Here is a 22,978-nt window from a genome sequence, read left to right on the forward strand (position 1 = left end):
TTCCCGCCCACCCACCCCGAGACGAACCGGAGCCCCGATGTCTGGTCGCCACCACCTGCCGTCCGCCCCGTCCCGTCCGATGCTCAAGGTCGGCGTCGTCGCCGCAGCCGCCGTGACGGGCCCGCTGGCCATCACCGGCACCGCCATGGCCGCGCCGTCCGTCTCGCCGGACTCGAACGCGACGTGGGACCGCCTCGCCATGTGCGAGAGCACGCAGAACTGGGACGCCGACACCGGCAACGGCTTCAAGGGCGGCCTGCAGTTCACCGACTCGACCTGGAGCGAGTTCGGTGGCGAGCAGTTCGCCGACTCGCCCGACGAGGCGAGCCGCGAGAGCCAGATCAAGGTCGCCAAGAAGGTCCAGGACGAGCAGGGCTGGAACGCCTGGCCGACCTGCTCGGAGAAGCTCGGCCTGCAGTAACCCCGCGGGGTCCCCGCTCCTGCCACGATGCCCGTTGTGTCCGACGCCGACGTCATCGTGGTGGGGGCCGGTCTCGCCGGTCTCGTCGCCACCGCCGAGCTCGCCGACGCGGGACGCCGGGTGATCCTGCTCGACCAGGAGCCCGAGGCGTCGCTCGGCGGGCAGGCCTGGTGGTCGTTCGGCGGCCTGTTCCTCGTCGACAGCCCCGAGCAGCGCCGCCTCCGTGTCCGCGACTCGTTCGACCTCGCCTGGTCCGACTGGACCTCCAGCGCCGGCTTCGACCGCGCCGACGAGGACCGCTGGGGCCGCGAGTGGGCCCGCGCCTACGTCGAGTGGGCGGCCGGCGAGAAGCGGCCCTGGCTGCACGCGATGGGCGTGCGCTTCTTCCCCGTGGTCGGCTGGGCCGAGCGTGGTGGCGCCTCGGCCACTGGCCACGGCAACTCGGTGCCCCGTTTCCACATCGTCTGGGGCACCGGCCCCGGCATCCTCGAGCCGTTCCTGCGCCGCGTGCACGCCGCGGTCGCCGACGGCCGCGTCACCATCCGCTGCCGCCACCGCGTCGACGCCCTCGAGACCACCGCCGGCGCCGTCACCGGCGTGTCCGGCACGGTGCTCCAGCCCTCCGCGGTGACCCGCGGCGAGGCGAGCTCCCGGGAGCCCGTCGGCTCCTTCACCCTGGCGGCCGGCAGCGTCGTCGTCACCTCCGGCGGCATCGGCGGCAACCACGAGGCCGTGCGCGCCGCCTGGCCGGACCGCCTCGGCCCTCCCCCGCGCCAGATGATCTCCGGGGTGCCCGCCCACGTCGACGGGCGGATGATCGGGATCAGCGAGGACGCCGGCGCGCGCGTCGTCAACCGCGACCGCATGTGGCACTACACCGAGGGGATCGTCAACCACTCCCCGGTCTGGCCGCTGCACGGCATCCGCATCCTGCCCGGGCCGTCGTCGCTGTGGTTCGACGCCGAGGGGCGGCGGCTGCCGCCGCCGCTGTGGCCCGGGTTCGACACGCTCGCGACGCTCGAGCACATCGGGCGCACCGGCCACGACCACACGTGGTTCGTGCTCAACCAGCGGATCCTCGAGAAGGAGTTCGCGCTCTCGGGCTCCGAGCAGAACCCCGACTTCACCGGCCGCGACATCCGCCTGACCCTCCAGCGCGTCCGCCCCGGGCCCACCGAGCCGGTGGCCGCCTTCCAGCGCTCGGGCGAGGACTTCGTGGCGGCCGACTCGCTGGGCGAGCTCGTCGGGAAGATGAACGCGCTCACCCCGGAGCCGCTGCTGGACGCGGCGAAGGTCGAGCGCGAGGTCCTCGCCCGCGACGCCGAGCTGGCCAACCCGTACGGCAAGGACGGCCAGCTCGCCGCCATCCGTACGGCGCGCGGCTACCTCGGCGACCGCCTGGTCCGCGTCGCCCCGCCGCACCGCATCCTCGACCCCGCCGCGGGCCCGCTGGTCGGCGTGAAGCTGCACGTGCTCACGCGCAAGACGCTCGGCGGGCTCTGGACCGACCTCGACGGCCGTGTCCTGGGCGCCGACGGCTCCCCGCTGCCCGGGCTCTACGCGGCCGGCGAAGCGGCGGGCTTCGGCGGCGGCGGCGTCCACGGCTACCGCTCGCTGGAAGGCACGTTCCTCGGCGGCTGCCTGTTCTCCGGCCGCCAGGTCGGCCGCGCCCTGTCCTAGGTGCTCGACGCCCGGGGACGCGCACCGTCCGGTGCGAGCGATGCGGCTTCGCTGGCGTCTGACGCCAGGATCGCCACATGCTCGCTCGCGCGACACGCCGAGCTTGGCGACGCACGGAGTGAGTCAGCGTGGCGGCCATGCTGGCGTTCAACGTCAGGAAAGCCCCCACGATCAACGCCGGTAGCTCGTCCGGGTGGTCTGCGTTCCGCAACGGTCCGGACCGCTAACGACCGGGCCGATCCGCCGCGATGCGCGGTGCATGACGCAGTCGGGGGGACGCAACGCCGCGCGGTACGCGCTGGGCAGCACGATCGTCGGGGTGATGGCCGCGGCGACGGTGGTGCTGACGTCGGTGGCGCCGGCCGCGTCCGTCGCCGCCGAGCCCGCCGTCGCGGTCGTCGCCCCGGTCGCTCCGGCCCCGCTCGCCGCGGCGGCCCCGGTCACCGCACGTCCGGCGCCCACCACCGAGCCCACGACCCGCAAGCGGGTGTCCCACGACGACGACCGCCCCCGCACCCGGAGCACCCGCGCGAGCGCGTCCGGCTGCGGCCAGCGCGCCGTCGATGCCGGCCGCTTCGACGCGTCGTGCGACGAGTACCAGGGCTACCTCGACCCCGGCACGTCCGCCGGCCGGGCACCGAGCTCCGGCGAGACCCAGACGCAGTGGGGCTGCGAGCAGGGCTACATCCCCGAGGACGAGTGCGGCTGAGTCGCCTCTAGACCTTCTGCTCACGACGACGCCGCTGCAGCAGCACCATCGCGGCGACGATCACGAGCAGGACCGCGGCGCCGCCGACGATGCGCCAGGTCATGTCGCCGGTGTCGGGCGCGGCGACGGTGATCGTTGCCTCCATGGGGCGTCCGCCGCAGGTCGCGGTGACGGTGACCGGGCCGGGCGCGGCGTCGGCGGCGATCGTCACCGCGGAGAACACCGCCCACGGCTGGTGACCGTCGGCGTCGCGCTCCCACGCCCCGCCGGTCACCCCGGGGCCCGTGACGGGGGTCGTCGCCGGCTCCTCGCAGCCCATCTGCGCGCGCAGCGACGTGCCGGGCGCGGCCGGCGCCCCGTCGCCGATCACCAGACCGGGGTCGGCCAGGGCCGTCCCCGCACCCAGGGCCAGCAGGGCGGCCACCAGCGTCGTCAGCAGCAGGCGCATGGGCTCACCGTGCCACCTGCCGGTCACGGAACGGGTCAGCCCGACAGCACACGTTCAGGGCGCCTTGACCCCGGGCAGCCAGCGCCCATGGAGCAACGCACTCTCGGCGGCCAGGGCCTGCGCGTGTCCGCGCTCGGCCTCGGCTGCATGGGCATGACCTTCGCCTACGGCGGCCAGGACGACACCGAGTCGCGCGCGACGATCGAGCGCGCGATCGAGCTCGGGGTCACGTTCCTCGACACCGCCGACATGTACGGACCCCACACGAACGAGGAGCTGCTCGGGTCGGTGCTCGCCGGCCGCCGCGACGAGGTCGTCCTCGCGACCAAGTTCGGCAACGAGATCGGTCCCGACGGCCAGGGCACCGGGCGCGTCAACGGGCGTCCCGACTACCTGCGCGGCCAGATCGACGGCTCCCTGGCCCGGCTCGGCACCGACCACGTCGACCTCTACTACCAGCACCGCGTCGACCCGGACGTCCCGATCGAGGAGACGTGGGGTGCGCTCGGCGAGCTCGTCGAGGCCGGCAAGGTGCGCTACCTCGGCATCTCCGAGGCGGCGCCCGACACGATCCGCCGCGCCCACGCCACGGCGCCGATGAGCGCGGTGCAGACCGAGTACTCGCTGTTCACCCGCGACGTCGAGGACAACGGCGTGCTCGCGACGTGCCGTGAGCTGGGCATCGGCTTCGTGCCCTACAGCCCGATCGGGCGGGGCTTCCTGTCCGGCACGATCCGGCGCACCGAGGACCTGCCCGAGGGCGACTGGCGCCGCAACTCACCGCGGTTCCAGGGCGAGGCGCTGCAGGCGAACCTGCGGGTGCTCGACGAGGTGAACGCCCTCGCCGAGCGCAAGGGCGTGACGCCGACCCAGCTCGCGCTGGCGTGGGTGCTGGCGCAGGGCTCGGACGTCGCGCCGATCCCCGGCACCAAGCGCCGCCGCTACCTCGAGGAGAACGCCGGCGCCGCCGACGTCACCCTCACCGCCGAGGAGCTCGAGGCGATCGAGAAGGTCGCCCCGGTCGGCGTCGCCAGCGGCGAGCGCTACCCGGCCGCCGCGATGCGGATGTTGCACCAGTAGTCGTCCGTGAGCGAACTTCGGTGCTATAGCCCCGAAGTTCGCTCACGTACCCCGGACAGCCGATTCCCGCTCGGTCGTCAGGGCCAGACCGGCGCGCAGGGCCGAGGCGGCGTCGAGGACGGCGTCGCGCGCGGTCGGGACGACGCCCGCCATCCCCGCGTAGCCGTGGATCAGCCCGGGGAAGCGGCGGGCGACGACCGGGACATCGACGGCCCGCAGCGCCGCGACGAGCTCCTCGCCCTCGTCGCGCAGCGGGTCGAAGCCCGCCGTCGAGATGTAGGCGGGCGGCATGATCGCGAGGTCGTCGACCTCCAGCAGGCCGGTGGGCCGGATCGGCTCGATGCCGTCGGGCAGGTAGTAGCGCTCGAACACCTCGATGTCGACGGTGCGCAGGCCGAAGCCCTCGGCGAAGAGCTCCCGCGACCCGCCGGCCCGTCCGGCGTCGGTGACCGGGTAGAGCGCGAGCACGAACGCGGCCGTCTCGTCGCGGTGGCGGGCGAGCTGGTGCGCGGCGGTGAGGGCGAGGTTCGCGCCCGCCGAGTCGCCGCCGACCGCGACGGTCGTGGCGTGGAACTCGTCCCGGTGGGTCAGCACGTGGTGCAGCGCCGCCGCCGCGTCGGCCAGGCCGGCCGGGAACGGGTTCTCGGGCGCGAGCCGGTACTCGACCGACAGCACGCGCACGCTCGCCTGGTTCGCGAGCACCCGGCACAGCGGCTCGCTCGACGCGATGCTGCCCAGCGCGAAGCCGCCGCCGTGGAAGTGCACGAGCAGCGGCGCCGGGTGCCCGTTGACCTCGGCGGGCGTGTAGAGCCGTGCGTCGAGGGTGCCGGGCTCGTCACGTCCGGGTCCTGCCGGGACCGGCAGGCGCACCGGCAGCGTCGCCACGCCCGGCGTCGCCGACCAGGCCAGTCCGGCGGCACGGTCGGTGGCGCGGCGCTGCTCGACCAGCGACGGCTCCTCGCCGCCGGCGATCAGGCCGAGCATGCGGATCACGAGCTGGACGTCGATGTCGAGGACCTGCCCGTCCCGCGAGACGGTCGGACCGGCCAGGAGGCGCCGGAGGGGTCGGGGGAGGCCGATGAGGGCGCGCAGGATGCGCCGCAGGACTGCGAACATCACCCGGCGAGCCTAGGGGCGGGCACCGGCGACGGTCGGGACCGCTCCCCACGTGGGGGATTTCCTGACGTTGAACGTCAGCGTGGCCGCCACGCTGACACACGCCTCAACCGCCCGGGTACCGCAGACGGACCGGGCCGCGGGCGGTCGCCGGGTCGACGACCTCGCCGCGCTGGGTCATCTCGATCGTCCCGTCGTCGACCAGCCCGCTCGCCACGCGGCGGGCGTCGGGCATCAGGTCGCGCCAGGCGTCCGGGTCGACGCGGCGCGCCGCCTCCGAGGGGCAGATCGTCGTGCCGGCCGCGCGGTGGTCGAGCAGGTCGACGATCGCGTCGGCGAGCGCCCGGTCCGTGTCGGCCACGACAGTCGGATACCCGTCCCTCCTCACGGGGTATCGGGTGTGCGTGACTGATCCGGTGGTCCGCGAGGTGACGATCGACGCGCCCGTCGCGCGGGTGCTCGAGGTGGTCGCCGACCTCGAGAACACCGACCGGTGGGCGAACGAGGCGAAGTCGGCCAAGGTCAAGGCGCACGACGACCAGGGCCGGCCGACGCGCATCGTCGTCACGCTGGGGGCGCTGAAGTTCACCACCGACGCCACCTACGACGTGTCCTACGGCGACAGCGCCATCACGCTGACCTGCGTCGACGCCCGCCTCATCCGCGAGAGCACGATCGACTACCGCGCCCACCCCGAGGGCGAGCGCACGCGGCTGGTGATGTCGTCGACGATGGAGGTCACCGTCAAGGGCGTCCCGCGCTGGGGCCTCGAGCGCGCGATGGGCTCCAGTGCCGAGAAGAACCTCGCCTCGATCAAGAAGGACGCCGAGGGCTGACGCCACGTGAGTGGAATGGGTCGCCCTGGCGACCCGTTCCACTCACGTGGGCCGCAGGCCCCTCAGATCACCTTCTCGTCGGCGAGCGCCGTGACGTCCGCGTCCGAGAGCCCCAGTTCCCCGTAGACCTCGGCGTTGTGGTGCCCCGGGACCGGCGGCCCGGCCCACCGCACCTCGCCCGGGGTGTCGGAGAAGACCGGGACCACGCCGGGGCCCAGGACGTCCTCGCCGAACCGCTCGTCATAGTGCGGCGCGAGCATCCCGCGGGCGCGGAACTGCGGGTCGGCGACGACCTCGGCGGCCGTGTTGATCGGCCCGCAGATCACGCCGGCCTCGTCGAGCAGGGCCCGCACCTCGGACGCGGGCCGCGCGCCGACCCAGTCGGCGACGATCCCGTCGAGCTCGTCCTGGTGCTCGCCGCGGGCGCGGTGGTCGACGTAGCGCGGGTCGTCGGCGAGCTCCGGGCGGCCCATCGCCCCGCAGAGCCTGCGGAACACCGTGTCCTGGTTGGCCGCGACGACCAGCCACAGCTCGTCGGCCGTGCGGTAGACGTTCGACGGGGCGATGCCCTCGAGCTTCGTGCCGCCGGGCTGGCGCACGCGGCCGAGCTTGTCGTACTCCGGGATGATCGACTCGAGCACCGAGAGGCACGCCTCGGTCAGCGCGACGTCGACGACCTGGCCCACGCCCGTCACCGAGCGGTGGTGCAGCGCGGCGAGCACCCCCTGCACGGCGACCATCCCGGCCAGCGAGTCGCCCAGCGAGATCGCCTGCCGCGGCGGCGCCTCGCCCGGGTAGCCGTTGATGTATCGCAGGCCCGAGAGCGCCTCGGCGACCGACGCGTAGCCGGCCTTATCGGCGTACGGCCCGGTCTGCCCGTAGCCCGACACCCGCGCGAGCACGAGGCGCGGGTTCACCGCCGAGAGCCGGTCCCAGCCGAGGTTCCAGCGCTCGAGCGTGCCGGGCCGGAAGTTCTCGACGATGACGTCGGCACCCTCGACGAGCTGCAGGAACACCTCCTGGCCCCGCTCGGAGCGCAGGTCGAGGGTGATGCAGCGCTTGTTGCGGGCGTGCACGGTCCACCAGAGCCGGTGCCCCTTGTAGGACTCCTGGCCCCAGTCGCGCATCGGGTCCTGCCCGCCCGGCGGCTCGATCTTGACGACGTCCGCGCCGTAGTCGGCCAGCAGACGCCCGGCGAACGGGCCGGCGACGATCGTGCCCAGCTCGATGACCCGCAGGTCCGCCAGTGGCCCAGAGCTCACTCCGCGGCCGCCGGGCTGGTCCGCGCGTATCCGCCCCGGTGGAAGACGAGCGGCGGGAGACCGGGCGCGCCGAGGTCGTGCACCGCGCCCACGACGATGAGGTGGTCGCCGCCGTCGTGCACGGCGTGCAGCGTGCAGTCGATCCATGCCGTGGCCCCGCCGAGGATCGGCGAGCCGAGGCCCGACGCGTGCCACTCGACGCCCGCGAACTTGTCGCCGCCCGACACCGCGAACGTCGTCGACAGCGCTTCCTGCTCGGCGGAGAGGACGTTGACGACGAAGCGGCCGGTGGCCTCGATCTTCGGCCAGCTCGACGACGAGCGGCCGGGCAGCACGAGCACCAGCGGCGGGTCCAGCGACAGCGAGGAGAAGGACTGACACGTGAAGCCGGCGGGCCCCTCGGGGGTGGTGCCGGTGACGATCGTGACGCCGCTGGGGAAGTGCCCCAGCACCTGGCGCATCGTCGAGGCGTCGGTGCCCTCGCTCATTCACGGCCTCCCGAGGTGACGGCGGTACCCGAACCGTATTGCTCCCGGGCGTGCCGCGCAGACATGAGCCCGGCCACGCCCGCCGTAGTCTCGACACGTGCGGGAGACGGAGCGCAGCGGAGCTCGACCCATGCACTCGGAGACGGAGCGCCGTAGCGGCCGGGGACGGCCCCGCGACCGCAGCAAGGACGCCGCCGTGCTCGACGCGACCGTGCGCCTGCTCGCCAGCGAGGGGGTCGCGCGTACCTCGATGGACAGGGTCGCGACCGCCGCCGGGGTCTCCAAGGTCACCGTCTACACCCGCTGGGCGACCAAGAACGACCTGATCGGCGCCGCGCTGGCCCACCTGCGCCTGGGCCGGGTGCCCGAGCCCGTCGGCGTGGTGCGCGACGACCTCGTCGCCCTGCTCGAGGCGATGCGCGAGCAGTACGTCGAGGTCGGCGCGATGAGCATCCTCGGCACGTGCCTCGCCGACGAGCCGGGCTCCGGCGAGCTGCTCGGGATCGTCCGCGAGGCGACGCTGCTGCCGCGCCGGGCGCTGTTCGCGGCCGTGCTCGAGGCCGGCGTGCGACGCGGCGAGCTGCGCGCCGACCTCGACGTCGAGGCCGCGACAAGCCTGGTCGTCGGCACCCTCTACGCCGACCACCTCGCGGGCCGGGACACGACGGCGCCGGACTGGCCCGGCGCCGTCGTCGACCTCGCCCTCACCGGACTGCGTTGAGCCGCGACGACGCCAGCCGCGCCCCGGCCGCCATCGCGTCGAACTTCGCCCACATCACCGTCGGGTCGACCTCGGGCACGAACGAGGCCTGCGACGAGAACCCGCAGTCGGCGCCGGCCATGACGCGCTCCGGGCCGACCAGCCGCGCGAAGCGCTCCAGGCGCTCGGCGATGAGCTCGGGGTGCTCGACGATGTTGGAGGCGTGCGTGATCACGCCCGGGATCAGCACCTTGTCGTCGGGCAGGGTCACGGTCTCCCAGAGGTGGTACTCGTGCTCGTGGCGCGCGTTGGCGGCCTCAAAGGAGTAGTACCGCGCGTCGACCGCCAGCACGAGGTCGATGACGTCGGCGAGCGGGACGTCGAAGACGCGCGGGCCCTCGTTGATCGAGTAGCAGGTGTGGAAGCGGACCTTCTCGGTCGGGATCCCGCGCAGCGCGTGGTTGATCGCCTCCACGTACATCCGCCCGCGGCGCTCGCGGGTGGGCTGGTCGTACTGGTGGAAGCTGTAGATCTCGGTGAGGAACGGGTCGTCGACCTGCAGCGTGAAGCCGGCGTCGACGATCGCGCGGTACTCGACGTTCATCGCGTCGGCGACCGCGAAGTAGTACTCCTCCTCGGAGCCGTAGTACTCGTTGACGCCGACGCCGCTCGGGGCGATCGACGGCACGAACGCCTCGGACGGATCCACCGCCGCCGCGAGGTTGTCGAGGTCCCGCTGCAGCGCCGCCTGCCCCTGGTAGACCAGCGGCCCGGTGCACACGACCGGCTCGATCGTGCCGACCGTCCCGCCCATCATCGCCTGCGCGAAGTAGCGCTCGTAGTAGTCCGGGAACGCCTCCTGCTCGGCCGCGAAGCTGTAGACGGTCTCGGCGCCGGGGCGGCGCTCGAGCCCGCCGAGGCGCTCGGTGACGTAGCTGAAGAAGCCGAGCTTGCCCATCTCGCCGTCGGTGACGACGTCGACGCCGTGCTCGCGCTGCGCGGCGACGACGTCGGCGACGGCCGTGCGCGTGGCGTCGGCGAGGACGTCGTCGGCGACGTCGTCACCCCGCTGCCGGGCGGCGAGGAGGTCGAGCAGGGGCTTCGGGCGGGGCAGGCTGCCGACGTGGGTGGTGCGGATGGTCACGGCCGCTCCTCGTATTTCCTGTACTGACGGGTTCAGGTGGAGAGTGGCCCGGTCGGTGCGGACGGTCAACCGGCTCGTCAATTGAGACTCCAGGCATCTCGATCGTTCTGTATTCGGCGCTTTCTCGTCAGGGATGGCTTGTGTCACGCTCGACCGCGGACGTTCGAGGAGGAGCGGAGGTGCACGCGACATGACCCGCGTCGTCGTCGCCGGGGCCGGCATCGGTGGCCTGACGCTCGGCATCGCCCTGGCCCGCGCCGGCGTCGCCGTCGACCTCTACGAGCGCGCCGACGAGCTGCGCGAGGTCGGCGCCGCCGTGGCGCTCTCGGCCAACGGGTCGCGCCACCTCTACCGCCTCGGGGTGGGCGAGGCCCTCGACGCCGTGTCCACCCAGCCCACCGAGCTGATCTACCGCGACGGGCGCACCGGCGCGCGCATCGCCGCGCACACCGGCGGCGCGAGCTACCGCGAGCGCCACGGCGCGCCGTACTGGGGCGTGCACCGCGTCGACCTGCAGCAGACGCTCGCCGCCGCGTTCACGAACGCCGCGGGCGCCGAGCACCTGCACCTCGGCACCGCGGTGACCGGCGTGGACGCCGAGCGCGGTGCGCTGCTGCTCGCGGACGGCACCGAGGCGGTCGGCGACGTCGTCGTCGGCGCCGACGGGGTCCGCTCGCTGCTGCGCGACGCCGTGACCGGACCGGGCACCGGCCCGACCTACTCGGGGACGAGCGGGTTCCGGGGTCTCGTGCCGATCGACGCCCTGCCGAGCCTGCCCGACCCGCACGCCATCCAGTTCTGGGCGGGCCCCGGCGCGCACCTGCTGCACTACGCGCTGGGCCGCGACGACGACACCATCAACTTCCTCGCCGTCCTCTGCGGCCCGGCGACCTGGGAGGGCGCGCAGCACGAGGTCCCCGCCGGGGAGCTCCTCGACGGCTTCGCGGGCTGGCACCCGGCGGTGCGCGAGATGATCACCGCGGTGCCGCAGAGCGCGCGCTGGCCGCTGCTCGCCCAGGAGCCGATGACGCGCTGGACACGGGGCCGGATCGCCCTGCTCGGCGACGCCTGCCACGCGATGCTGCCCCACCACGGCCAGGGCGCGAACCAGGCGATCGAGGACGCCGTCACGCTCGCCCGCCTGCTCACCGAGCACGACCCCGCCAGCGCGCTCGCCGCCTACCCGCGCGAGCGCCGCGCCCGCACCCGCGCGATCGCCGCGAGCGCCTGGGACACCGGGACGCTGCTCCACCTCGACGACGACCACCCGCGGATCGCCGAGCGCGACAAGCGCTTCGCGGGCTACCTGCCCGACCACGCCTGGGTCCACGACCACGACGCCGCCACCACCCCCAGAGGAGAAGTCCCCGCATGACCACCACCGAAGCCGGCGCCGCCCTCGCCGGTGCCAACGCCACCGACTCCGCCCGCGCCGGGCTCTCGAACCTGCGCGGCCAGGGCACCGGGCAGGCCGACCCCGCCCGCGTGTCCGCCGTCGTCGGCGCCGCCCTCGAGGGCATCCGCGCGGCGATCCGCGACAACAAGGTCACCTACGAGGAGTTCGACGCGTTCAAGCAGTGGCTGATCGCGGTCTCCGACACCGGCGAGTGGCCGCTGTTCCTCGACGTCTACCTGGAGTTCGAGGTCGAGAAGGTCGCCGCGCAGACCCAGCAGGGCTCGGTCGGCACGATCCTCGGGCCGTTCTGGCTCGACGGGCAGGCCCAGCTCACGACCCCGGCCACGCTGCCGATGCGCGACGACGAGCCGGGCACGCCGATGATCCTGGCCGGTCAGGTCACCGACACCGACGGCACGCCGCTGCGCGGGGCCACCGTCGACATCTGGCACACCGACGACGAGGGCTGGTACTCCGGCTTCGCCTCGAAGCCGCCGGCCGGCAACCTGCGCGGCGTCGTGGCCTGCGACGACGAGGGCCGCTTCGAGATCCACACCCGCAAGCCCGCGCCGTACACGATCCCGCTCGACGGCCCGACCGGGCAGATGACCCAGGCCGCCGGCTGGAGCCCGTGGCGCCCCGCCCACATCCACCTGCTCGTCGCCGCCCCCGGGCACCGGACGCTGACCAGCCAGCTGTTCTTCACCGGCGACCCCTACCTCGGCAACGACGTCGCCTCGGCCGACAAGCCGGAGCTGACCCTCGACCCGCAGCCCACCGGCAACGGCGATGAGGTGCGCTCCGACCGCGACTTCGTGCTGGAGCCGGGGCAGGACTAGCACCGGTGGAGACGCGCCAGCTGCGCTACTTCGTCGCGGTCGCCGAGACGCGGCACTTCGGGCGGGCCGCCGAGCGGCTGCACATCGCCCAGTCGCCGCTGTCCCAGGCGATCCGGCAGCTCGAGGCGCAGCTGGGCGCTCCCCTGTTCGAGCGCACCACCCGGCGGGTCGACCTGACCGCCGCCGGCGAGGCGCTGCTGCCCGAGGCCGTGCGCATCCTCGCCTCGCTCGACGCGGCCCGCGACCAGGTGGGCCGCGTGGCGGCGGGCGCGCTCGGGCGGCTACGCATCGGCGCGACGGGGCTGGCGACCTACCGGCACGTCCCGGAGATCGTCCGGCGCCTCACCGCCGACCTGCCCGGTCTGGCGCTGGCGTTCACCACGGAGATGCTCACCCCGTCGCTCGAGACCGCGCTCGCCGACCACCGCATCGACCTCGCGGTCCTGCGCCCGCCGGTGGGCGACGCCGGGCTCGCCCAGCACGTCCTCGCCCGCGAGCGCCTCGTGCTGGCGGTCCCGGCGGACCACTGGCTGGCACCGGCCTCGGGGCCCTCGCGCCCGGCCGACCTCGCGGAGCTCGCCGACGACGACTTCGTCGTCTACGCGGCGCCGGGCTCGGTGGTCGGCGAGGCGGCGGCGCGGGCGTGCCGGGCCGCCGGGTTCACGCCGCGGCGCACCCACGACGCCGACCAGACCTCGATCGTCCTCGCGCTCGTCGCGGCCGGCGTCGGCGTGGCGCTGCTGCCGTCGTCGGTGCTCGCCGTGGCCGTCGAGGGCGTGCGCTACGTCGAGCTCGACGAAGCCGAACCCGTGACCACCGACGTCGCCCTGGCCTGGCGGCGCGACGACCCGCAACCGGCCCTGACGCGCGCGCTCGCCGTGCTGTGCCGCCCCGACCACCCGGAGACCCGACAGGCATGAAGATCATAGAAGTCGAGGCCATCCCCCTCGCCGTCCCGTTCAGCCGGCCGTTCGCGTTCGCGAGCGGGCAGGCCACCGCCGCCGACCACGTCCTCGTCCGGATCACCACCGACGACGGGCTGGTCGGGCACGGCGAGGCGCCGCCCCGGCCCTACACCTACGGCGAGACGGCGGGCTCGATCGTCTCCGTGGTGCGCGACCTGTTCGCGCCAGTGCTCATCGGCGCCGACCCGTTCGCCCGCGAGCGCATCCGCGCCGACCTCGGCCGCACGGTCGCCAACAACGCCGCCAAGGGCGCCGTCGACGTCGCCCTCTGGGACCTCGTCGGCCAGGCCTGCGGGCAGCCGGTGCACGTGCTGCTCGGGCACGCCGCCGACGACGTGGCGGCCGCCCACATGATCGGGCTCGGCACGCCGTCGGAGATGGTCGCCGACGCACTCGAGGTCAACGACCGGTACGGCGTCGAGGCGTTCAAGGTGAAGGTCGGCCGGGACCTCGCGCACGACCTCGCCGCGGTGCGCGAGCTGCGCCGCGAGCTCGGCGACTCGATCGAGCTCTACGCCGACGCCAACCGTGGGTGGGACGCCGACACCGCCGTCGTCGCCGCCCGCCGGCTCGCCGACTTCCACGTCACCATGCTCGAGGAGCCCAACCCCGCCGACGACGTGCTCGGCCGGCGCCGGATCGTGCGCGAGAGCCCGATCCCGATCGTCGGCGACGAGTCGACGATCTCGCTGGGCGGCGTCGCCCGGTCCCTGCTCGACGGCGACTCGCAGGCGATCAGCGTCAAGGTCGCGCGGACCGGGTTCACCGACTCCGCCAAGATCGTCGGGCTGTGCGAGGGCCTCGGCGTCGCCACGACGATCGGCAACCAGATCGACGGCATGCTCGGCACCGTCGCCTCCACCGCGCTCGGCTGCGGCCTGCGCTCGCTCGCCCGCCACCCCGTCGAGGTCACCACGTTCCTGCTGATGACCGACGACGTCCTCACCGAGCCCCCGACGATCGCCGACGGCCGCATCGCCGCCCGCCAGGGTCCGGGCCTCGGTGTCACGATCGACCCCGACAAGCTCGCCCACTACCGCGCCGATCGCTAGGAGCACCCCGTGCAGTTCCTCGTCCGCATGGACGTCCGTCTCCCCCACGACATGCCGCCGGACGTCGCCGACGACCTCCGCAGCCGCGAGAAGGCCCGCGCCCACGAGATCCAGCGCTCGGGCAAGTGGCCGGAGCTCTGGCGCGTGGTCGGGCAGTACGCCAACGTCAGCCGGTTCGACGTCGAGTCGGGCGACGAGCTCCACCAGCTGCTCACGAGCCTGCCGCTGTTCCCGTACATGCAGGTCGAGGTCACGGCGCTGACCGTGCACCCGTCGAAGCTCGAGTCCTGATGAGCTGCCTCCTGTCCAACGGAAGCACACGGTTCGCCACCCCCGGCCGACGGGCACGGTGAGGGCGTGAAGCTCCACCACGCCGCCGAGGGTCCCGCCGACGGGCCGCCGCTGGTCCTGCTGTGCTCGCTGGGCAGCACGATCGACATGTGGGCGCCGCAGCGCGCCGAGCTGGCCGACGAGTTCCGGGTGATCTCCCTCGACACCCGGGGCCACGGTGACTCGCCGGTCCCCGACGGCCCGTACACCGTCGAGGACCTCGCCCGCGACGTCCTCGAGACCCTCGACGACCTCGGCGTCGCGCGCGCCTCGTTCGCCGGCGTCTCGCTCGGCGGGGCGATCGCCCAGTGGATCGGCCTGTACGCCCCCGAGCGCGCCGCGACGCTGGCGATGCTGTGCACCGCGGCGCGCTTCCCGAACGCCGACACGTTCCGCGACCGTGCTCAGAAGGTCCGCGCGGAGGGCACCGCGGCGATCGCCGACGCGGTCGTCGCGCGCTGGTTCACCGAGGACTTCGCCGAGGCCGAGCCCGACACCGTGGCCCGCATGCGCGACCAGATCGCCGCCACCCCGGCCGAGGGCTACGCCGGGTGCGCCGAGGCCGTCGCCGCGTGGGACGTCGTCGACGAGCTCGGCGGCATCGCCGTGCCGACGCTCGTGGTCGGCGGCGTCGAGGACCCGGCGACCCCGCCCGAGAACCAGCAGATCCTCGCCGACGGCATCCCGGGCGCGCGCCTCGAGACCGTCACCAACGCCGCGCACCTGGCCTCGTTCCAGCGACCCGACGTCGTGACGCCGCTGCTGCGCGAGCACGCGAAGGGAGCGTCATGACGATCGACAAGACCGTCGCCTCGGCCGACGAGGCCGTCGCCGACATCACCGACGGGGCGTCGCTGGCGGTCGGCGGGTTCGGCCTGTCCGGCGTGCCGATCGTGCTCATCGACGCGCTGTCGCGGGGCTCGGCGACCGACCTGCACGTCGCGTCGAACAACTGCGGCACCGACGGCTGGGGCCTGGGCATCCTGCTCGAGCAGCACCGCATCGCCCGTGTCGTCGCGTCCTACATCGGCGAGAACAAGGAGTTCGGCCGGCAGTACCTCGCCGGCGAGCTCGAGGTCGAGCTGACCCCGCAGGGCACGCTGGCCGAGCGCCTGCGCGCCGCCGGCTCGGGGATCCCGGCGTTCTACACCCCGGCCGGGGTCGGCACCTGGGTCGCCGACGGCGAGATGCCGTGGCGCTACGCCGCGGACGGCTCGGTCGCGGTGACCTCGCCGCCCAAGGAGGTGCGGGAGTTCGACGTCGATGGTCAGCGCGTCCCGTTCGTCCTCGAGCTCTCCCTGGTCTGCGACTTCGGCCTGGTCCGCGCCGCGAAGGGCGACCGGCACGGCAACCTCGTCTTCCACCGCTCGGCGCGGAACTTCAACCCGCTCGCGGCGATGGCCGGGCGCACGACGATCGCCGAGGTCGAGGAGCTCGTCGAGCCCGGCGAGATCGACCCCGACGACGTCCACGTGCCCGGCATCTTCGTGCACCGCGTCGTCGAGCTGACCGGCGAGCAGATCACCACCAAGCACATCGAGAAGCGCACGACACGGGAGAACTCGTGAGCCTCACCCGCGAGCAGATGGCCGCCCGCGCCGCGCGCGAGCTGACCCACGGCACCTACGTCAACCTCGGCATCGGGCTCCCGACGCTGATCCCGAACCACCTGCCCGAGGGCGTCGACGTGCTGCTGCACTCGGAGAACGGGCTGCTCGGCGTCGGCCCGTACCCGACCGAGGACGAGGTCGACCCCGACCTCATCAACGCCGGCAAGGAGACCGTCACCGTCCGCGACGGCGCCTCGTTCTTCGACTCTGCGCTGTCGTTCGGGATGATCCGCGGCGGCAAGGTCGACACCGCGGTGCTGGGCGCCATGCAGGTCGCCGTCACCGGCGACATCGCCAACTGGGCGGTGCCCGGCGCGATGGTCAAGGGCATGGGCGGCGCGATGGACCTGGTCCACGGCGCCCGCCGCGTCCTCGTGGTGATGGAGCACGTGACCAAGAAGGGCGCGGCCAAGCTCGTCGAGTCCTGCTCGCTGCCCCTGACCGGGCGCGGCGTCGTCTCGCGCGTCATCACCGACCTCGCCGTGGTCGACGTGACGCCCAGCGGCTTCGTCCTGCGCGAGCTCGCGCCGGGCGTCACCGCCGAGGAGGTGCGCGAGCAGACGGGCGCCCCGCTGGCCGACGCCGACGACCTGACCGAGATCGCCGCCTGAGACTGGCCGTCAACCGAGCGCGACGGACCCACAACGCACGGTTCGTGGCCTCGGCTTGTCGTCCCTGGTGCTCCGCGCGATCGTTGCCGTCTTCCGTCGGGAGACCACCACCACCGATCCGGTCCGCCGAGGAGACCGATGATCACCAACCGCGATCTCGCCGTCATCCCCGGACACGTCGCCCGCGCCGCTCTCGACGCCGCCCGCGCGGAGATGAGCGAACGCCTGGCCCACCGGCTCATGGCCGGCTCGCTCGACCGCGTCCAGCGGGTGCTGCTGCGGCTCCTGGCGCGCGCGAGCCTGTCCGACCGCGCGACGCGCGTCGCGCTGCGGGCGGAGGCCGACGAGCTCGACGCCGCCGTCCGGGCCGCGCGCGACATCATCTTCTCGTGCTCGGGGCCGCCCCCGGCGCCCGCCGACCCGCCCGTCGAGACGGCGCTGCTCGACGCCGACGGCGTGATCGTCTGGGTGGACGAGACGTGGGAGGAGTTCTGCCTGGCCAACGGCGGCGACCCGGCCCGCACCGGGGTCGGCCGGTCGTTCCTCGCGCTGTGTGACGAGGCGGCGGCCACCGACGACCACAGCGGCGTCGTCGCCGCGGCCATCCGGGCGGCGCTCGAGGGTGACCTGCCCGCCCCGACGCGGGTCGAGGTGCCGTGCCACGCCCCGACCCGCCCGCGCTTCTTCGACGTCCTGATCTCGTCGCGCCGCGACGACCACGGCCGCGTGCTCGGCGCGACCGTGACGCTCTCGGAGGCCGTCGCCGCGCCGGTCCAGCCCCGGCCCGTCTAGCCCCGGGCCCGCGACACCACGTTCTCGAGCGCCTCGGGGTTGCGCAGCGCGTCCTTGCTGACGGCCTTCTCGGCGGGGGTGCCGGCGAGGATGCGCTTGACCGGGACCTCGGACTTCTTCCCGTTCAGCGTGCGCGGGACGTCGTCGACGACGAGGAACCGGTCGGGCACGTGGCGCGGGGAGAGCTGGGCGCGCAGGGCCTTCTTGAGCTGCGACTCGACGTCGGAGAACGCCACGCCCTCGGCGAGCACCACGAAGCACAGCAGCTCGCCGCCGTCGCGGGCGCCCTCGAGGCCCGTGGTGTCGATGACCAGCGAGTCGAGCACCTCGTCGAACGACTCGACGACCTCGTAGAACTCGGCGGTGCCCATCCGCACCCCGCCGCGGTTGAGCGTCGAGTCGCTGCGGCCGCGGATGACGCACGAGCCGCGCGGGGTGATGCTGATCCAGTCGCCGTGGCGCCAGATGCCGGGGAAGTCCTCGAAGTACGACTCCCGCATGCGGCTGCCGTCGGCGTCGTTCCACAGCGTCACGGGCATCGACGGCGTCGGCCGGGTGATCACCAGCTCGCCGACCTCGTCGATCAGCGGGTTGCCCTGCGGGTCGTAGGCCTCGACCGACGCCCCGAGCGCGCGGCAGGAGATCTCGCCGCGCCACACCGGCACGGTGGGGGCGACGCCCACGAACGCGGCGCAGACGTCGGTGCCGCCGGAGACCGAGGCGATCTGCACGGGGCCGATCGCGTCGAGGATCCAGTCGAAGCCCTCCGGCGAGAGGGGCGAGCCCGTGGAGCCGACCGCCCGGATCGCCGACAGGTCGAACGCGTCCTTGGGCCGCAGGCCGGCCTTGAGGCACGACTGCACGAACGACGCCGACGTCCCGAACAGCGTCACGCCCTCGTCGGCGGCCATCTTCCAGAGGACGTCGAGGTCGGGGTGGCCCGGGCTGCCGTCGTAGGCGATCACCGTCGAGCCCACGAGGAGCCCGGAGATCAGCAGGTTCCACATCATCCAGCCGGTGGTGGTGAACCACGTGAACCGGTCGCCGGGACCGAGGTCGTGCTGGAGGGCCAGGGACTTGAGGTGCTCGACGACGATCCCGCCGTGCGAGTGCACGATTCCCTTCGGGAGCCCGGTGGTGCCCGAGGAGTAGAGGATCCACAGCGGGTGCTCGAAGGGCACCGGGTCGACCGCGAGCGGGGCGTCGCCGTCCTGCGTGAACTCCGACCACCGCAGCACGTCGTCGCCGTCGGACCACGCGCCGTCGCCGACGTAGTCGACGCCGACGACCGCGCGCAGGGTCGGCAGCTGCTCGCGCAGCTCGGCGACGTTCCTGCGGATGTCGTAGGACTTGCCGTTGTAGAGGTAGCCGTCGACGGCCACGAGCACCGACGGCTCGATCTGCGCGAAGCGGTCGACGACGGCGCGCGCCCCGAAGTCCGGCGAGCACGACGACCACGTCGCGCCGAGCGAGGCGGCGGCGAGGAACGCGACGAGGGTCTCCACGGTGTTCGGGGACAGCGCCACGACCCGGTCGCCGCGGCCCACGCCGAGCGCGACGAGGCCGGCCCGCGCGCGGGCGACGTCGGCGCGCAGCTCGCCGTAGGTCCGCGCGACCCGGCGCCCGTCCTCGCGCACCGCGACGATGGCCGGGTCGGCGTCGGCGCCGCCCTCGGACGGCCACAGAGCGTGCTCGGCGTAGTTGAGCGTGGAGCCCGGGAACCATTCCGCGCCCGGCATGGTCTCGGCGCCGAGGACCTCGCGCGGGGCGTCGTGGAAGCGCACGCCGAGGAAGTCGACGGCGGTCCCCCAGAAGGCGCGCGGATCGGACGTCGACCATGCCCAGAGCTGCTCGTACGTGTCGACCGTCACCCCGTGCTCCGAGGCCGCCCGCTGCGCGAACGCCGTGATCCGCGCGTCCCGCACCGTCGTCTCGTCGGGTCGCCAGAGGATCTCGGGCTCGTCGTTGGTCATGGCCCCGTTCTATCCCTCAGCGGGCGGTGAGCACCAGCATCCGCGCCTCGACGCCGACCCCGCTGCGGTAGGGCGCGAGCTCCGCCGACACGAACGCCACGGTGCCCGCGTCGACGAGGCGGTCGACCTCGGCGCGGTAGCCGCCGGACTCCCAGACGTCGTCGAGCACCGTGGCGACGATCCACCCCTCGGGCCGGGTGACGCGCGCGAACTCGGCGAGCACCGCCGGGCCGACGTGACCGTGCGTGAGCGTGCCCACGCAGACGACGACGTCGTAGACGTCCGCGTCCGTGGGCAGCGCCTGCGTGAGGTCGACGGGCTCCAGCGAGCGGTACGCACCGGTCGCGCGGGCCTGCTCGAGCATGCCCTCGGAGACGTCCATCCCGTCGATCACCCGGACCCCGCGCTCGGCGAGCGCCGCCCCGACCAGACCCGTGCCGCAGCCGGCGTCGAGCACGGTGACGTCGGGGCCGGCGACGCGCACGACGGTCTCGGCGGCGAGGACCGGGGCGACGTAGCCCTGGCTCTCCCCGGCGAGGTCGGCGTCGTACTCGCTCGCCCACTCGTCGTACAGCGCGCGGGCGTCGTCCGGGCTGCCGAGGCGGTAGGCCCGCTCGACGTAGGGGTTGTCGCCGGACGGGGTGGTGGGTTCGGTCATGGCTCGGCAGTCTTCTACGTGAGCGAAATTCCCGGCTATACCCGGGAATTTCGCTCACATAGAGTCGGGGACGTGCAGAACCTCTTCCGCCGCCGCTGACCGGGGACCCCGCGCCCGACGCGGGTCCCTCGCGGGTTCGGTGCCCGGGTCGTCGCCGTCGAGGCGCTCGGCCAGTTCGTGCCGCTCTACCCGCTCTACGCCCTGCTCTTCGCCGACCACGGCCTGTCCGACGCGGCGATCTCGGCGCTGTTCGCGCTGTGGTCGGTGACCACGCTGCTCCTCGAGGTGCCCTCGGGCGCCTGGGCCGACGTCAGCTCGCGGGCCCGGATGCTCGCGGCCTCGGGCGCCCTGTCGGCCGCGGCGTTCGCGCTGTGGGTCCTGGTCCCGAGCACGCCGGTGTTCGCGGTCGGCTTCGTGCTCTGGGGCGTGGCGGGCGCGATGAGCTCCGGCACCCTCGAGGCGCTGACGTACGACGCGCTCGCCCGGTGGGACGCGACCGGGCGGTACGCGACGCTCATGGGCCGCGCCCGCGCCGGCTACCTCGCCGCCACGCTCGGGGCGACCGCGCTCGCCGCGCCGCTGGTCCCGGTCGGGGGCTACGTGCTGCCCGGTCTCGTCGGGGCCGGCGCCTCGCTGGCCGGCGCGGCCCTCGCGCTGACGCTGCCCGAGGAGGAGCGCCCGCGACGGGTCCGCGGCACGGCCCGGCACGCGCTCGCCGACTGGTGGGCGACGCTGCGCGAGGGCGTCGGCGAGGTCTCGCGGACCGCCCTGCTGCGCCGGGCCGTGATCACCACGGCCCTGCTCACCGGCCTCATGGCGCTCGACGAGTACCTGCCCCTGCTCGCCGCCGCGCACGGGGCGACGCCGGCGGTGGCCGCGCTCGCGCTGACCGGCGTCGGCATCGCCGAGTCGGTGTGCGCCGCCCTCGCGGGGCGGGTCGCCCGGGCGCGCGGGCCGGTGCTGGGCGGGCTCCTGGGGCTCGCGGCCGTCGCGGTCGGCGCCGGGGCCCTGCTGCCGCTGGGTCCGGGGTTCGCGCTGATCGCCGTCGGCTGGGGCGTGCTCCAGATGCTCCTGGTCGTCGTCGAGACCCGGGTGCAGGACGCCGTCGAGGGCGACGCGCGCGCCACCGTGACGTCGGTGGCCGGGCTCGGCTCGGAGGCCGTCGCGCTCGGGGTGCTCGCCGCGATCGCCGCGGGATCGGTCGGATTCGCGCTCCCGGTGCTGGTCGCCGCCCTGACCGTCCCCCTTCTGGTGGTCGCGGTGCTCGTGGGGCGACAGTGACCGTCCGGGTCTGGCCGAACCCGGACGGTGCCTGTCATATTCGTCACGATCCGAACCCGACGAAGGGGGCCGGCATGCGCATCGCGGACCTGCTCGCACGGAAGGGCACGGCGGTGCTCACCGTCCCGCCCGACGCCCCGATCTCGCAGCTGCTCTCGGTGCTCGCCGAGCGCAACGTCGGCGCCGCCGTCGTCGTCGAGGGCGACCGGATCGCCGGGATCGTCTCGGAGCGCGACGTGGTGCGCCACCTGCACTCCCGCGGCGCCGAGCTCCTCGGGGTGCCGATCGCGGAGATCATGACGACGGTGGTGGCGACGTGCCGCCGCGGCGACGAGCTCCAGGCGCTGAGCCGCACCATGACCGAGCGGCGCATCCGGCACATCCCGGTGGTCGACGACCAGGACCGCCTGGCCGGGATCGTCAGCATCGGCGACGTGGTCAAGAGCCGGATCGACCAGCTCGAGGAGCACCGCGACCAGCTCGAGGCCTACATCTCGGGCTAGCGGCGGCCGGTTCGCCGCGGGCGCACCGGGTACGCGACCCGTATGGAGACCACGAGGCTGGGCAAGACGGATCTGCAGGTGTCGCGCATCGCGTTCGGGACGTGGCAGGTCTCGGGCGAGTGGGGTTCCTACGACGCCGACCAGGCCCAGCGCGCCATCCGCCACGCGCTGGACCTGGGCGTGAACTTCTTCGACACCGCGCAGGCCTACGGGTTCGGGCAGGCCGAGGAGGTCCTCGCCAACGCGCTGCGCGGCGAGCTGGACCGCGACCGGGACTCGGTCGTCATCGCCACCAAGGGCGGCATCAACCCCGGGACCGACCGCCCCCGCGACTCGCGGCGCGAATGGCTGCGCAGCGGCGTCGAGTCCTCGCTCAAGGCCATGAAGATCGACCACATCGACCTCTACCAGGTGCACTGGCCCGACACGGACACGCCGTTCGCCGACACCGCCGGCTACCTCCAGGAGCTGGTCGACGAGGGCAAGATCCGCCACGTCGGGGTGTCGAACTACGACGCCGACCAGATGGCCGCCTTCGACACGAAGCGGCCGGTGGAGACGCTGCAGCCGCCGTACCACCTGTTCCGCCGGGGCATCGAGGACGACGTCCTGCCCTACGTGCGCCGGAACGACATCGGCACGCTGGTCTACAGCCCGCTCGGCTCGGGGCTGCTCACCGGCACCCTGACCACCGACTCCACCTTCGAGGACGACGACTGGCGCTCCCAGTCCTCGGCGTTCCGCGGGGAGGACCTCCGCACGAACCTCGAGGTCGTCGAGCGGCTGAAGTCGTTCGCGGCCGACAAGGGCTGCGAGGTCTCCCAGCTCGCGATCGCCTGGGTCCTCGCGCAGGAGGGCATCGACGTCGCGATCGTCGGCGCCCGCTCGGAGCGCAACATCGAGCGCTCGCTGGCCGCGGTCGACGTGCGGCTGACCAGCGACGACCTCGCCGAGATCGAGAAGATCACCGCCGACGGCGTGCAGGTCGGGGGCGCCGCCCCCGAGGGCGTGGCCTGAGGGTCGGTGGCGACGGCGCGGAGCCGGACGAGCACCCAACGTAGTCCTTGTTCAGGATCACGTGGTC

Annotated in this window: 26 protein-coding genes; 18 read left to right on the plus strand and 8 right to left on the minus strand. The window is 73.9% G+C overall.

Going from position 1 to position 22,978, the window contains the following annotated elements:
• Positions 1-37: 37 nt before the first annotated feature.
• The 3 genes from EV188_RS10265 (at position 38) to EV188_RS10275 (ending at position 2,810) form a co-directional block, all read left to right on the plus strand.
• Positions 38-421 (plus strand): transglycosylase family protein, encoded by a 384-nt coding sequence (locus EV188_RS10265; RefSeq protein ID WP_133826102.1) that lies wholly within the window; start codon positions 38-40, stop codon positions 419-421.
• Positions 422-448: 27 nt separating this feature from the next.
• Positions 449-2,101 (plus strand): FAD-binding dehydrogenase, encoded by a 1,653-nt coding sequence (locus EV188_RS10270; protein ID WP_133826103.1) that lies wholly within the window; start codon positions 449-451, stop codon positions 2,099-2,101.
• A gap of 259 nt (positions 2,102-2,360) precedes the next feature.
• A complete protein-coding gene (locus tag EV188_RS10275; RefSeq protein ID WP_133826104.1) occupies positions 2,361-2,810 on the plus strand; it encodes a hypothetical protein in 450 nt (149 codons plus the stop codon).
• A 7-nt stretch (positions 2,811-2,817) separates the two neighbouring features.
• Here the strand turns inward: EV188_RS10275 and EV188_RS10280 are convergent, their stop codons facing one another.
• On the minus strand, positions 2,818-3,258 hold the full coding sequence (locus EV188_RS10280) for a hypothetical protein (RefSeq protein WP_133826105.1): 441 nt from the start codon (positions 3,256-3,258) through the stop codon (positions 2,818-2,820).
• Between the two features lie 87 nt (positions 3,259-3,345).
• On the opposite strand from EV188_RS10280, the gene EV188_RS10285 reads away from it, so the two are divergent.
• Positions 3,346-4,338, plus strand: a complete 993-nt coding sequence (locus tag EV188_RS10285) for an aldo/keto reductase (RefSeq protein WP_133826106.1) — start codon at positions 3,346-3,348, stop codon at positions 4,336-4,338.
• Between the two features lie 42 nt (positions 4,339-4,380).
• On the opposite strand, the gene EV188_RS10290 is transcribed toward EV188_RS10285, so the two are convergent.
• Together EV188_RS10290 and EV188_RS10295 are read right to left on the minus strand one after the other, a co-directional pair.
• The gene (locus EV188_RS10290) at positions 4,381-5,454 is read right to left on the minus strand and encodes an alpha/beta hydrolase (RefSeq protein WP_243741618.1); all 1,074 of its coding nucleotides are present in this window, start codon (positions 5,452-5,454) and stop codon (positions 4,381-4,383) included.
• A 106-nt stretch (positions 5,455-5,560) separates the two neighbouring features.
• Entirely contained in the window at positions 5,561-5,815 is a 255-nt protein-coding gene (locus EV188_RS10295; protein WP_133826108.1) for a DUF3253 domain-containing protein, read from the minus strand.
• Between the two features lie 43 nt (positions 5,816-5,858).
• Between EV188_RS10295 and EV188_RS10300 the strand changes: the two genes are divergently transcribed.
• Positions 5,859-6,290: an SRPBCC family protein gene (locus EV188_RS10300; RefSeq protein ID WP_166659807.1), complete on the plus strand. Its 432-nt coding sequence runs from the start codon at positions 5,859-5,861 to the stop codon at positions 6,288-6,290.
• Positions 6,291-6,352: 62 nt separating this feature from the next.
• Here the strand turns inward: EV188_RS10300 and EV188_RS10305 are convergent, their stop codons facing one another.
• Both EV188_RS10305 and EV188_RS10310 read right to left on the minus strand, forming a co-directional pair.
• Entirely contained in the window at positions 6,353-7,552 is a 1,200-nt protein-coding gene (locus EV188_RS10305) for a CaiB/BaiF CoA transferase family protein (RefSeq protein WP_166659808.1), read from the minus strand.
• Positions 7,549-8,040, minus strand: coding sequence for a flavin reductase family protein (locus EV188_RS10310; RefSeq protein ID WP_166659809.1), 492 nt, complete (start codon positions 8,038-8,040; stop codon positions 7,549-7,551). Before EV188_RS10310 ends, EV188_RS10305 begins: the two co-directional genes overlap by 4 nt.
• 130 nt (positions 8,041-8,170) lie before the next feature.
• On the opposite strand from EV188_RS10310, the gene EV188_RS10315 reads away from it, so the two are divergent.
• Positions 8,171-8,761, plus strand: a complete 591-nt coding sequence (locus EV188_RS10315) for a TetR/AcrR family transcriptional regulator (protein WP_133826111.1) — start codon at positions 8,171-8,173, stop codon at positions 8,759-8,761.
• Here the strand turns inward: EV188_RS10315 and EV188_RS10320 are convergent.
• Positions 8,745-9,884 (minus strand): cobalamin-independent methionine synthase II family protein, encoded by a 1,140-nt coding sequence (locus EV188_RS10320; RefSeq protein WP_133826112.1) that lies wholly within the window; start codon positions 9,882-9,884, stop codon positions 8,745-8,747. The genes EV188_RS10315 and EV188_RS10320 overlap by 17 nt on opposite strands.
• 190 nt (positions 9,885-10,074) lie before the next feature.
• Between EV188_RS10320 and EV188_RS10325 the strand changes: the two genes are divergently transcribed.
• From EV188_RS10325 to EV188_RS10365, 9 genes are all read left to right on the plus strand, one after another.
• Complete coding sequence (locus tag EV188_RS10325) at positions 10,075-11,259, plus strand: FAD-dependent monooxygenase (protein ID WP_133826113.1); 1,185 nt, start codon at positions 10,075-10,077, stop codon at positions 11,257-11,259.
• Positions 11,256-12,119 (plus strand): dioxygenase family protein, encoded by an 864-nt coding sequence (locus tag EV188_RS10330; RefSeq protein ID WP_133826114.1) that lies wholly within the window; start codon positions 11,256-11,258, stop codon positions 12,117-12,119. The genes EV188_RS10325 and EV188_RS10330 overlap by 4 nt, the downstream gene beginning before the upstream one ends.
• Positions 12,120-12,124: 5 nt before the next feature.
• On the plus strand, positions 12,125-13,039 hold the full coding sequence (locus EV188_RS10335) for a LysR family transcriptional regulator (RefSeq protein WP_133826115.1): 915 nt from the start codon (positions 12,125-12,127) through the stop codon (positions 13,037-13,039).
• Positions 13,036-14,136 carry a mandelate racemase/muconate lactonizing enzyme family protein gene (locus EV188_RS10340; RefSeq protein ID WP_133826116.1) on the plus strand — a complete coding sequence of 367 codons (1,101 nt, stop codon included), beginning with the start codon at positions 13,036-13,038 and terminating at the stop codon, positions 14,134-14,136. Before EV188_RS10335 ends, EV188_RS10340 begins: the two co-directional genes overlap by 4 nt.
• A gap of 9 nt (positions 14,137-14,145) precedes the next feature.
• On the plus strand, positions 14,146-14,427 hold the full coding sequence (catC, locus tag EV188_RS10345) for a muconolactone Delta-isomerase (protein ID WP_133826117.1): 282 nt from the start codon (positions 14,146-14,148) through the stop codon (positions 14,425-14,427).
• Between the two features lie 66 nt (positions 14,428-14,493).
• Positions 14,494-15,258 (plus strand): 3-oxoadipate enol-lactonase, encoded by a 765-nt coding sequence (gene pcaD, locus EV188_RS10350; RefSeq protein WP_133826118.1) that lies wholly within the window; start codon positions 14,494-14,496, stop codon positions 15,256-15,258.
• The gene (locus EV188_RS10355) at positions 15,255-16,034 is read left to right on the plus strand and encodes a CoA transferase subunit A (protein ID WP_208114098.1); all 780 of its coding nucleotides are present in this window, start codon (positions 15,255-15,257) and stop codon (positions 16,032-16,034) included. The genes pcaD and EV188_RS10355 overlap by 4 nt, the downstream gene beginning before the upstream one ends.
• The gene (locus tag EV188_RS10360) at positions 16,031-16,687 is read left to right on the plus strand and encodes a CoA transferase subunit B (RefSeq protein ID WP_133826119.1); all 657 of its coding nucleotides are present in this window, start codon (positions 16,031-16,033) and stop codon (positions 16,685-16,687) included. The genes EV188_RS10355 and EV188_RS10360 overlap by 4 nt, the downstream gene beginning before the upstream one ends.
• Positions 16,688-16,825: 138 nt before the next feature.
• Complete coding sequence (locus EV188_RS10365; RefSeq protein WP_133826120.1) at positions 16,826-17,479, plus strand: PAS domain-containing protein; 654 nt, start codon at positions 16,826-16,828, stop codon at positions 17,477-17,479.
• On the opposite strand, the gene EV188_RS10370 is transcribed toward EV188_RS10365, so the two are convergent.
• The gene (locus EV188_RS10370) at positions 17,476-19,452 is read right to left on the minus strand and encodes an acetoacetate--CoA ligase (RefSeq protein ID WP_133826121.1); all 1,977 of its coding nucleotides are present in this window, start codon (positions 19,450-19,452) and stop codon (positions 17,476-17,478) included. The two genes, EV188_RS10365 and EV188_RS10370, sit on opposite strands and share 4 nt — an antisense overlap.
• Positions 19,453-19,468: 16 nt before the next feature.
• Positions 19,469-20,110, minus strand: coding sequence for a class I SAM-dependent DNA methyltransferase (locus EV188_RS10375; RefSeq protein ID WP_133826122.1), 642 nt, complete (start codon positions 20,108-20,110; stop codon positions 19,469-19,471).
• A gap of 177 nt (positions 20,111-20,287) precedes the next feature.
• Between EV188_RS10375 and EV188_RS10380 the strand changes: the two genes are divergently transcribed.
• The 3 genes from EV188_RS10380 to EV188_RS10390 all read left to right on the plus strand — a co-directional run bounded on the left by EV188_RS10380 (position 20,288) and on the right by EV188_RS10390 (position 22,911).
• On the plus strand, positions 20,288-21,391 hold the full coding sequence (locus tag EV188_RS10380; protein ID WP_133826123.1) for an MFS transporter: 1,104 nt from the start codon (positions 20,288-20,290) through the stop codon (positions 21,389-21,391).
• Positions 21,392-21,465: 74 nt separating this feature from the next.
• On the plus strand, positions 21,466-21,894 hold the full coding sequence (locus EV188_RS10385) for a CBS domain-containing protein (RefSeq protein WP_133826124.1): 429 nt from the start codon (positions 21,466-21,468) through the stop codon (positions 21,892-21,894).
• Between the two features lie 42 nt (positions 21,895-21,936).
• A complete protein-coding gene (locus tag EV188_RS10390; protein ID WP_133826125.1) occupies positions 21,937-22,911 on the plus strand; it encodes an aldo/keto reductase in 975 nt (324 codons plus the stop codon).
• Positions 22,912-22,978: the final 67 nt, after the last annotated feature.

The sequence above is a fragment of the Actinomycetospora succinea genome (assembly GCF_004363095.1).
In the GTDB taxonomy this organism is placed as follows: Bacteria; Actinomycetota; Actinomycetes; order Mycobacteriales; family Pseudonocardiaceae; genus Actinomycetospora; species Actinomycetospora succinea.

Excerpts from the sequence above, each read along its gene's own strand:
- EV188_RS10265 (WP_133826102.1), top strand. The coding sequence starts at position 38 with ATGTCTGGTCGCCACCACCTGCCGTCCGCCCCGTCCCGTCCGATGCTC.
- EV188_RS10270 (WP_133826103.1), top strand. The coding sequence starts at position 449 with ATGCCCGTTGTGTCCGACGCCGACGTCATCGTGGTGGGGGCCGGTCTC.
- EV188_RS10275 (WP_133826104.1), top strand. The coding sequence starts at position 2,361 with ATGACGCAGTCGGGGGGACGCAACGCCGCGCGGTACGCGCTGGGCAGC.
- EV188_RS10280 (WP_133826105.1), bottom strand. The coding sequence starts at position 3,258 with ATGCGCCTGCTGCTGACGACGCTGGTGGCCGCCCTGCTGGCCCTGGGT.
- EV188_RS10285 (WP_133826106.1), top strand. The coding sequence starts at position 3,346 with ATGGAGCAACGCACTCTCGGCGGCCAGGGCCTGCGCGTGTCCGCGCTC.
- EV188_RS10290 (WP_243741618.1), bottom strand. The coding sequence starts at position 5,454 with ATGTTCGCAGTCCTGCGGCGCATCCTGCGCGCCCTCATCGGCCTCCCC.
- EV188_RS10310 (WP_166659809.1), bottom strand. The coding sequence starts at position 8,040 with ATGAGCGAGGGCACCGACGCCTCGACGATGCGCCAGGTGCTGGGGCAC.
- EV188_RS10315 (WP_133826111.1), top strand. The coding sequence starts at position 8,171 with ATGCACTCGGAGACGGAGCGCCGTAGCGGCCGGGGACGGCCCCGCGAC.
- EV188_RS10325 (WP_133826113.1), top strand. The coding sequence starts at position 10,075 with ATGACCCGCGTCGTCGTCGCCGGGGCCGGCATCGGTGGCCTGACGCTC.
- EV188_RS10330 (WP_133826114.1), top strand. The coding sequence starts at position 11,256 with ATGACCACCACCGAAGCCGGCGCCGCCCTCGCCGGTGCCAACGCCACC.
- EV188_RS10340 (WP_133826116.1), top strand. The coding sequence starts at position 13,036 with ATGAAGATCATAGAAGTCGAGGCCATCCCCCTCGCCGTCCCGTTCAGC.
- EV188_RS10355 (WP_208114098.1), top strand. The coding sequence starts at position 15,255 with ATGACGATCGACAAGACCGTCGCCTCGGCCGACGAGGCCGTCGCCGAC.
- EV188_RS10365 (WP_133826120.1), top strand. The coding sequence starts at position 16,826 with ATGATCACCAACCGCGATCTCGCCGTCATCCCCGGACACGTCGCCCGC.
- EV188_RS10370 (WP_133826121.1), bottom strand. The coding sequence starts at position 19,452 with ATGACCAACGACGAGCCCGAGATCCTCTGGCGACCCGACGAGACGACG.
- EV188_RS10375 (WP_133826122.1), bottom strand. The coding sequence starts at position 20,110 with ATGACCGAACCCACCACCCCGTCCGGCGACAACCCCTACGTCGAGCGG.
- EV188_RS10385 (WP_133826124.1), top strand. The coding sequence starts at position 21,466 with ATGCGCATCGCGGACCTGCTCGCACGGAAGGGCACGGCGGTGCTCACC.
- EV188_RS10390 (WP_133826125.1), top strand. The coding sequence starts at position 21,937 with ATGGAGACCACGAGGCTGGGCAAGACGGATCTGCAGGTGTCGCGCATC.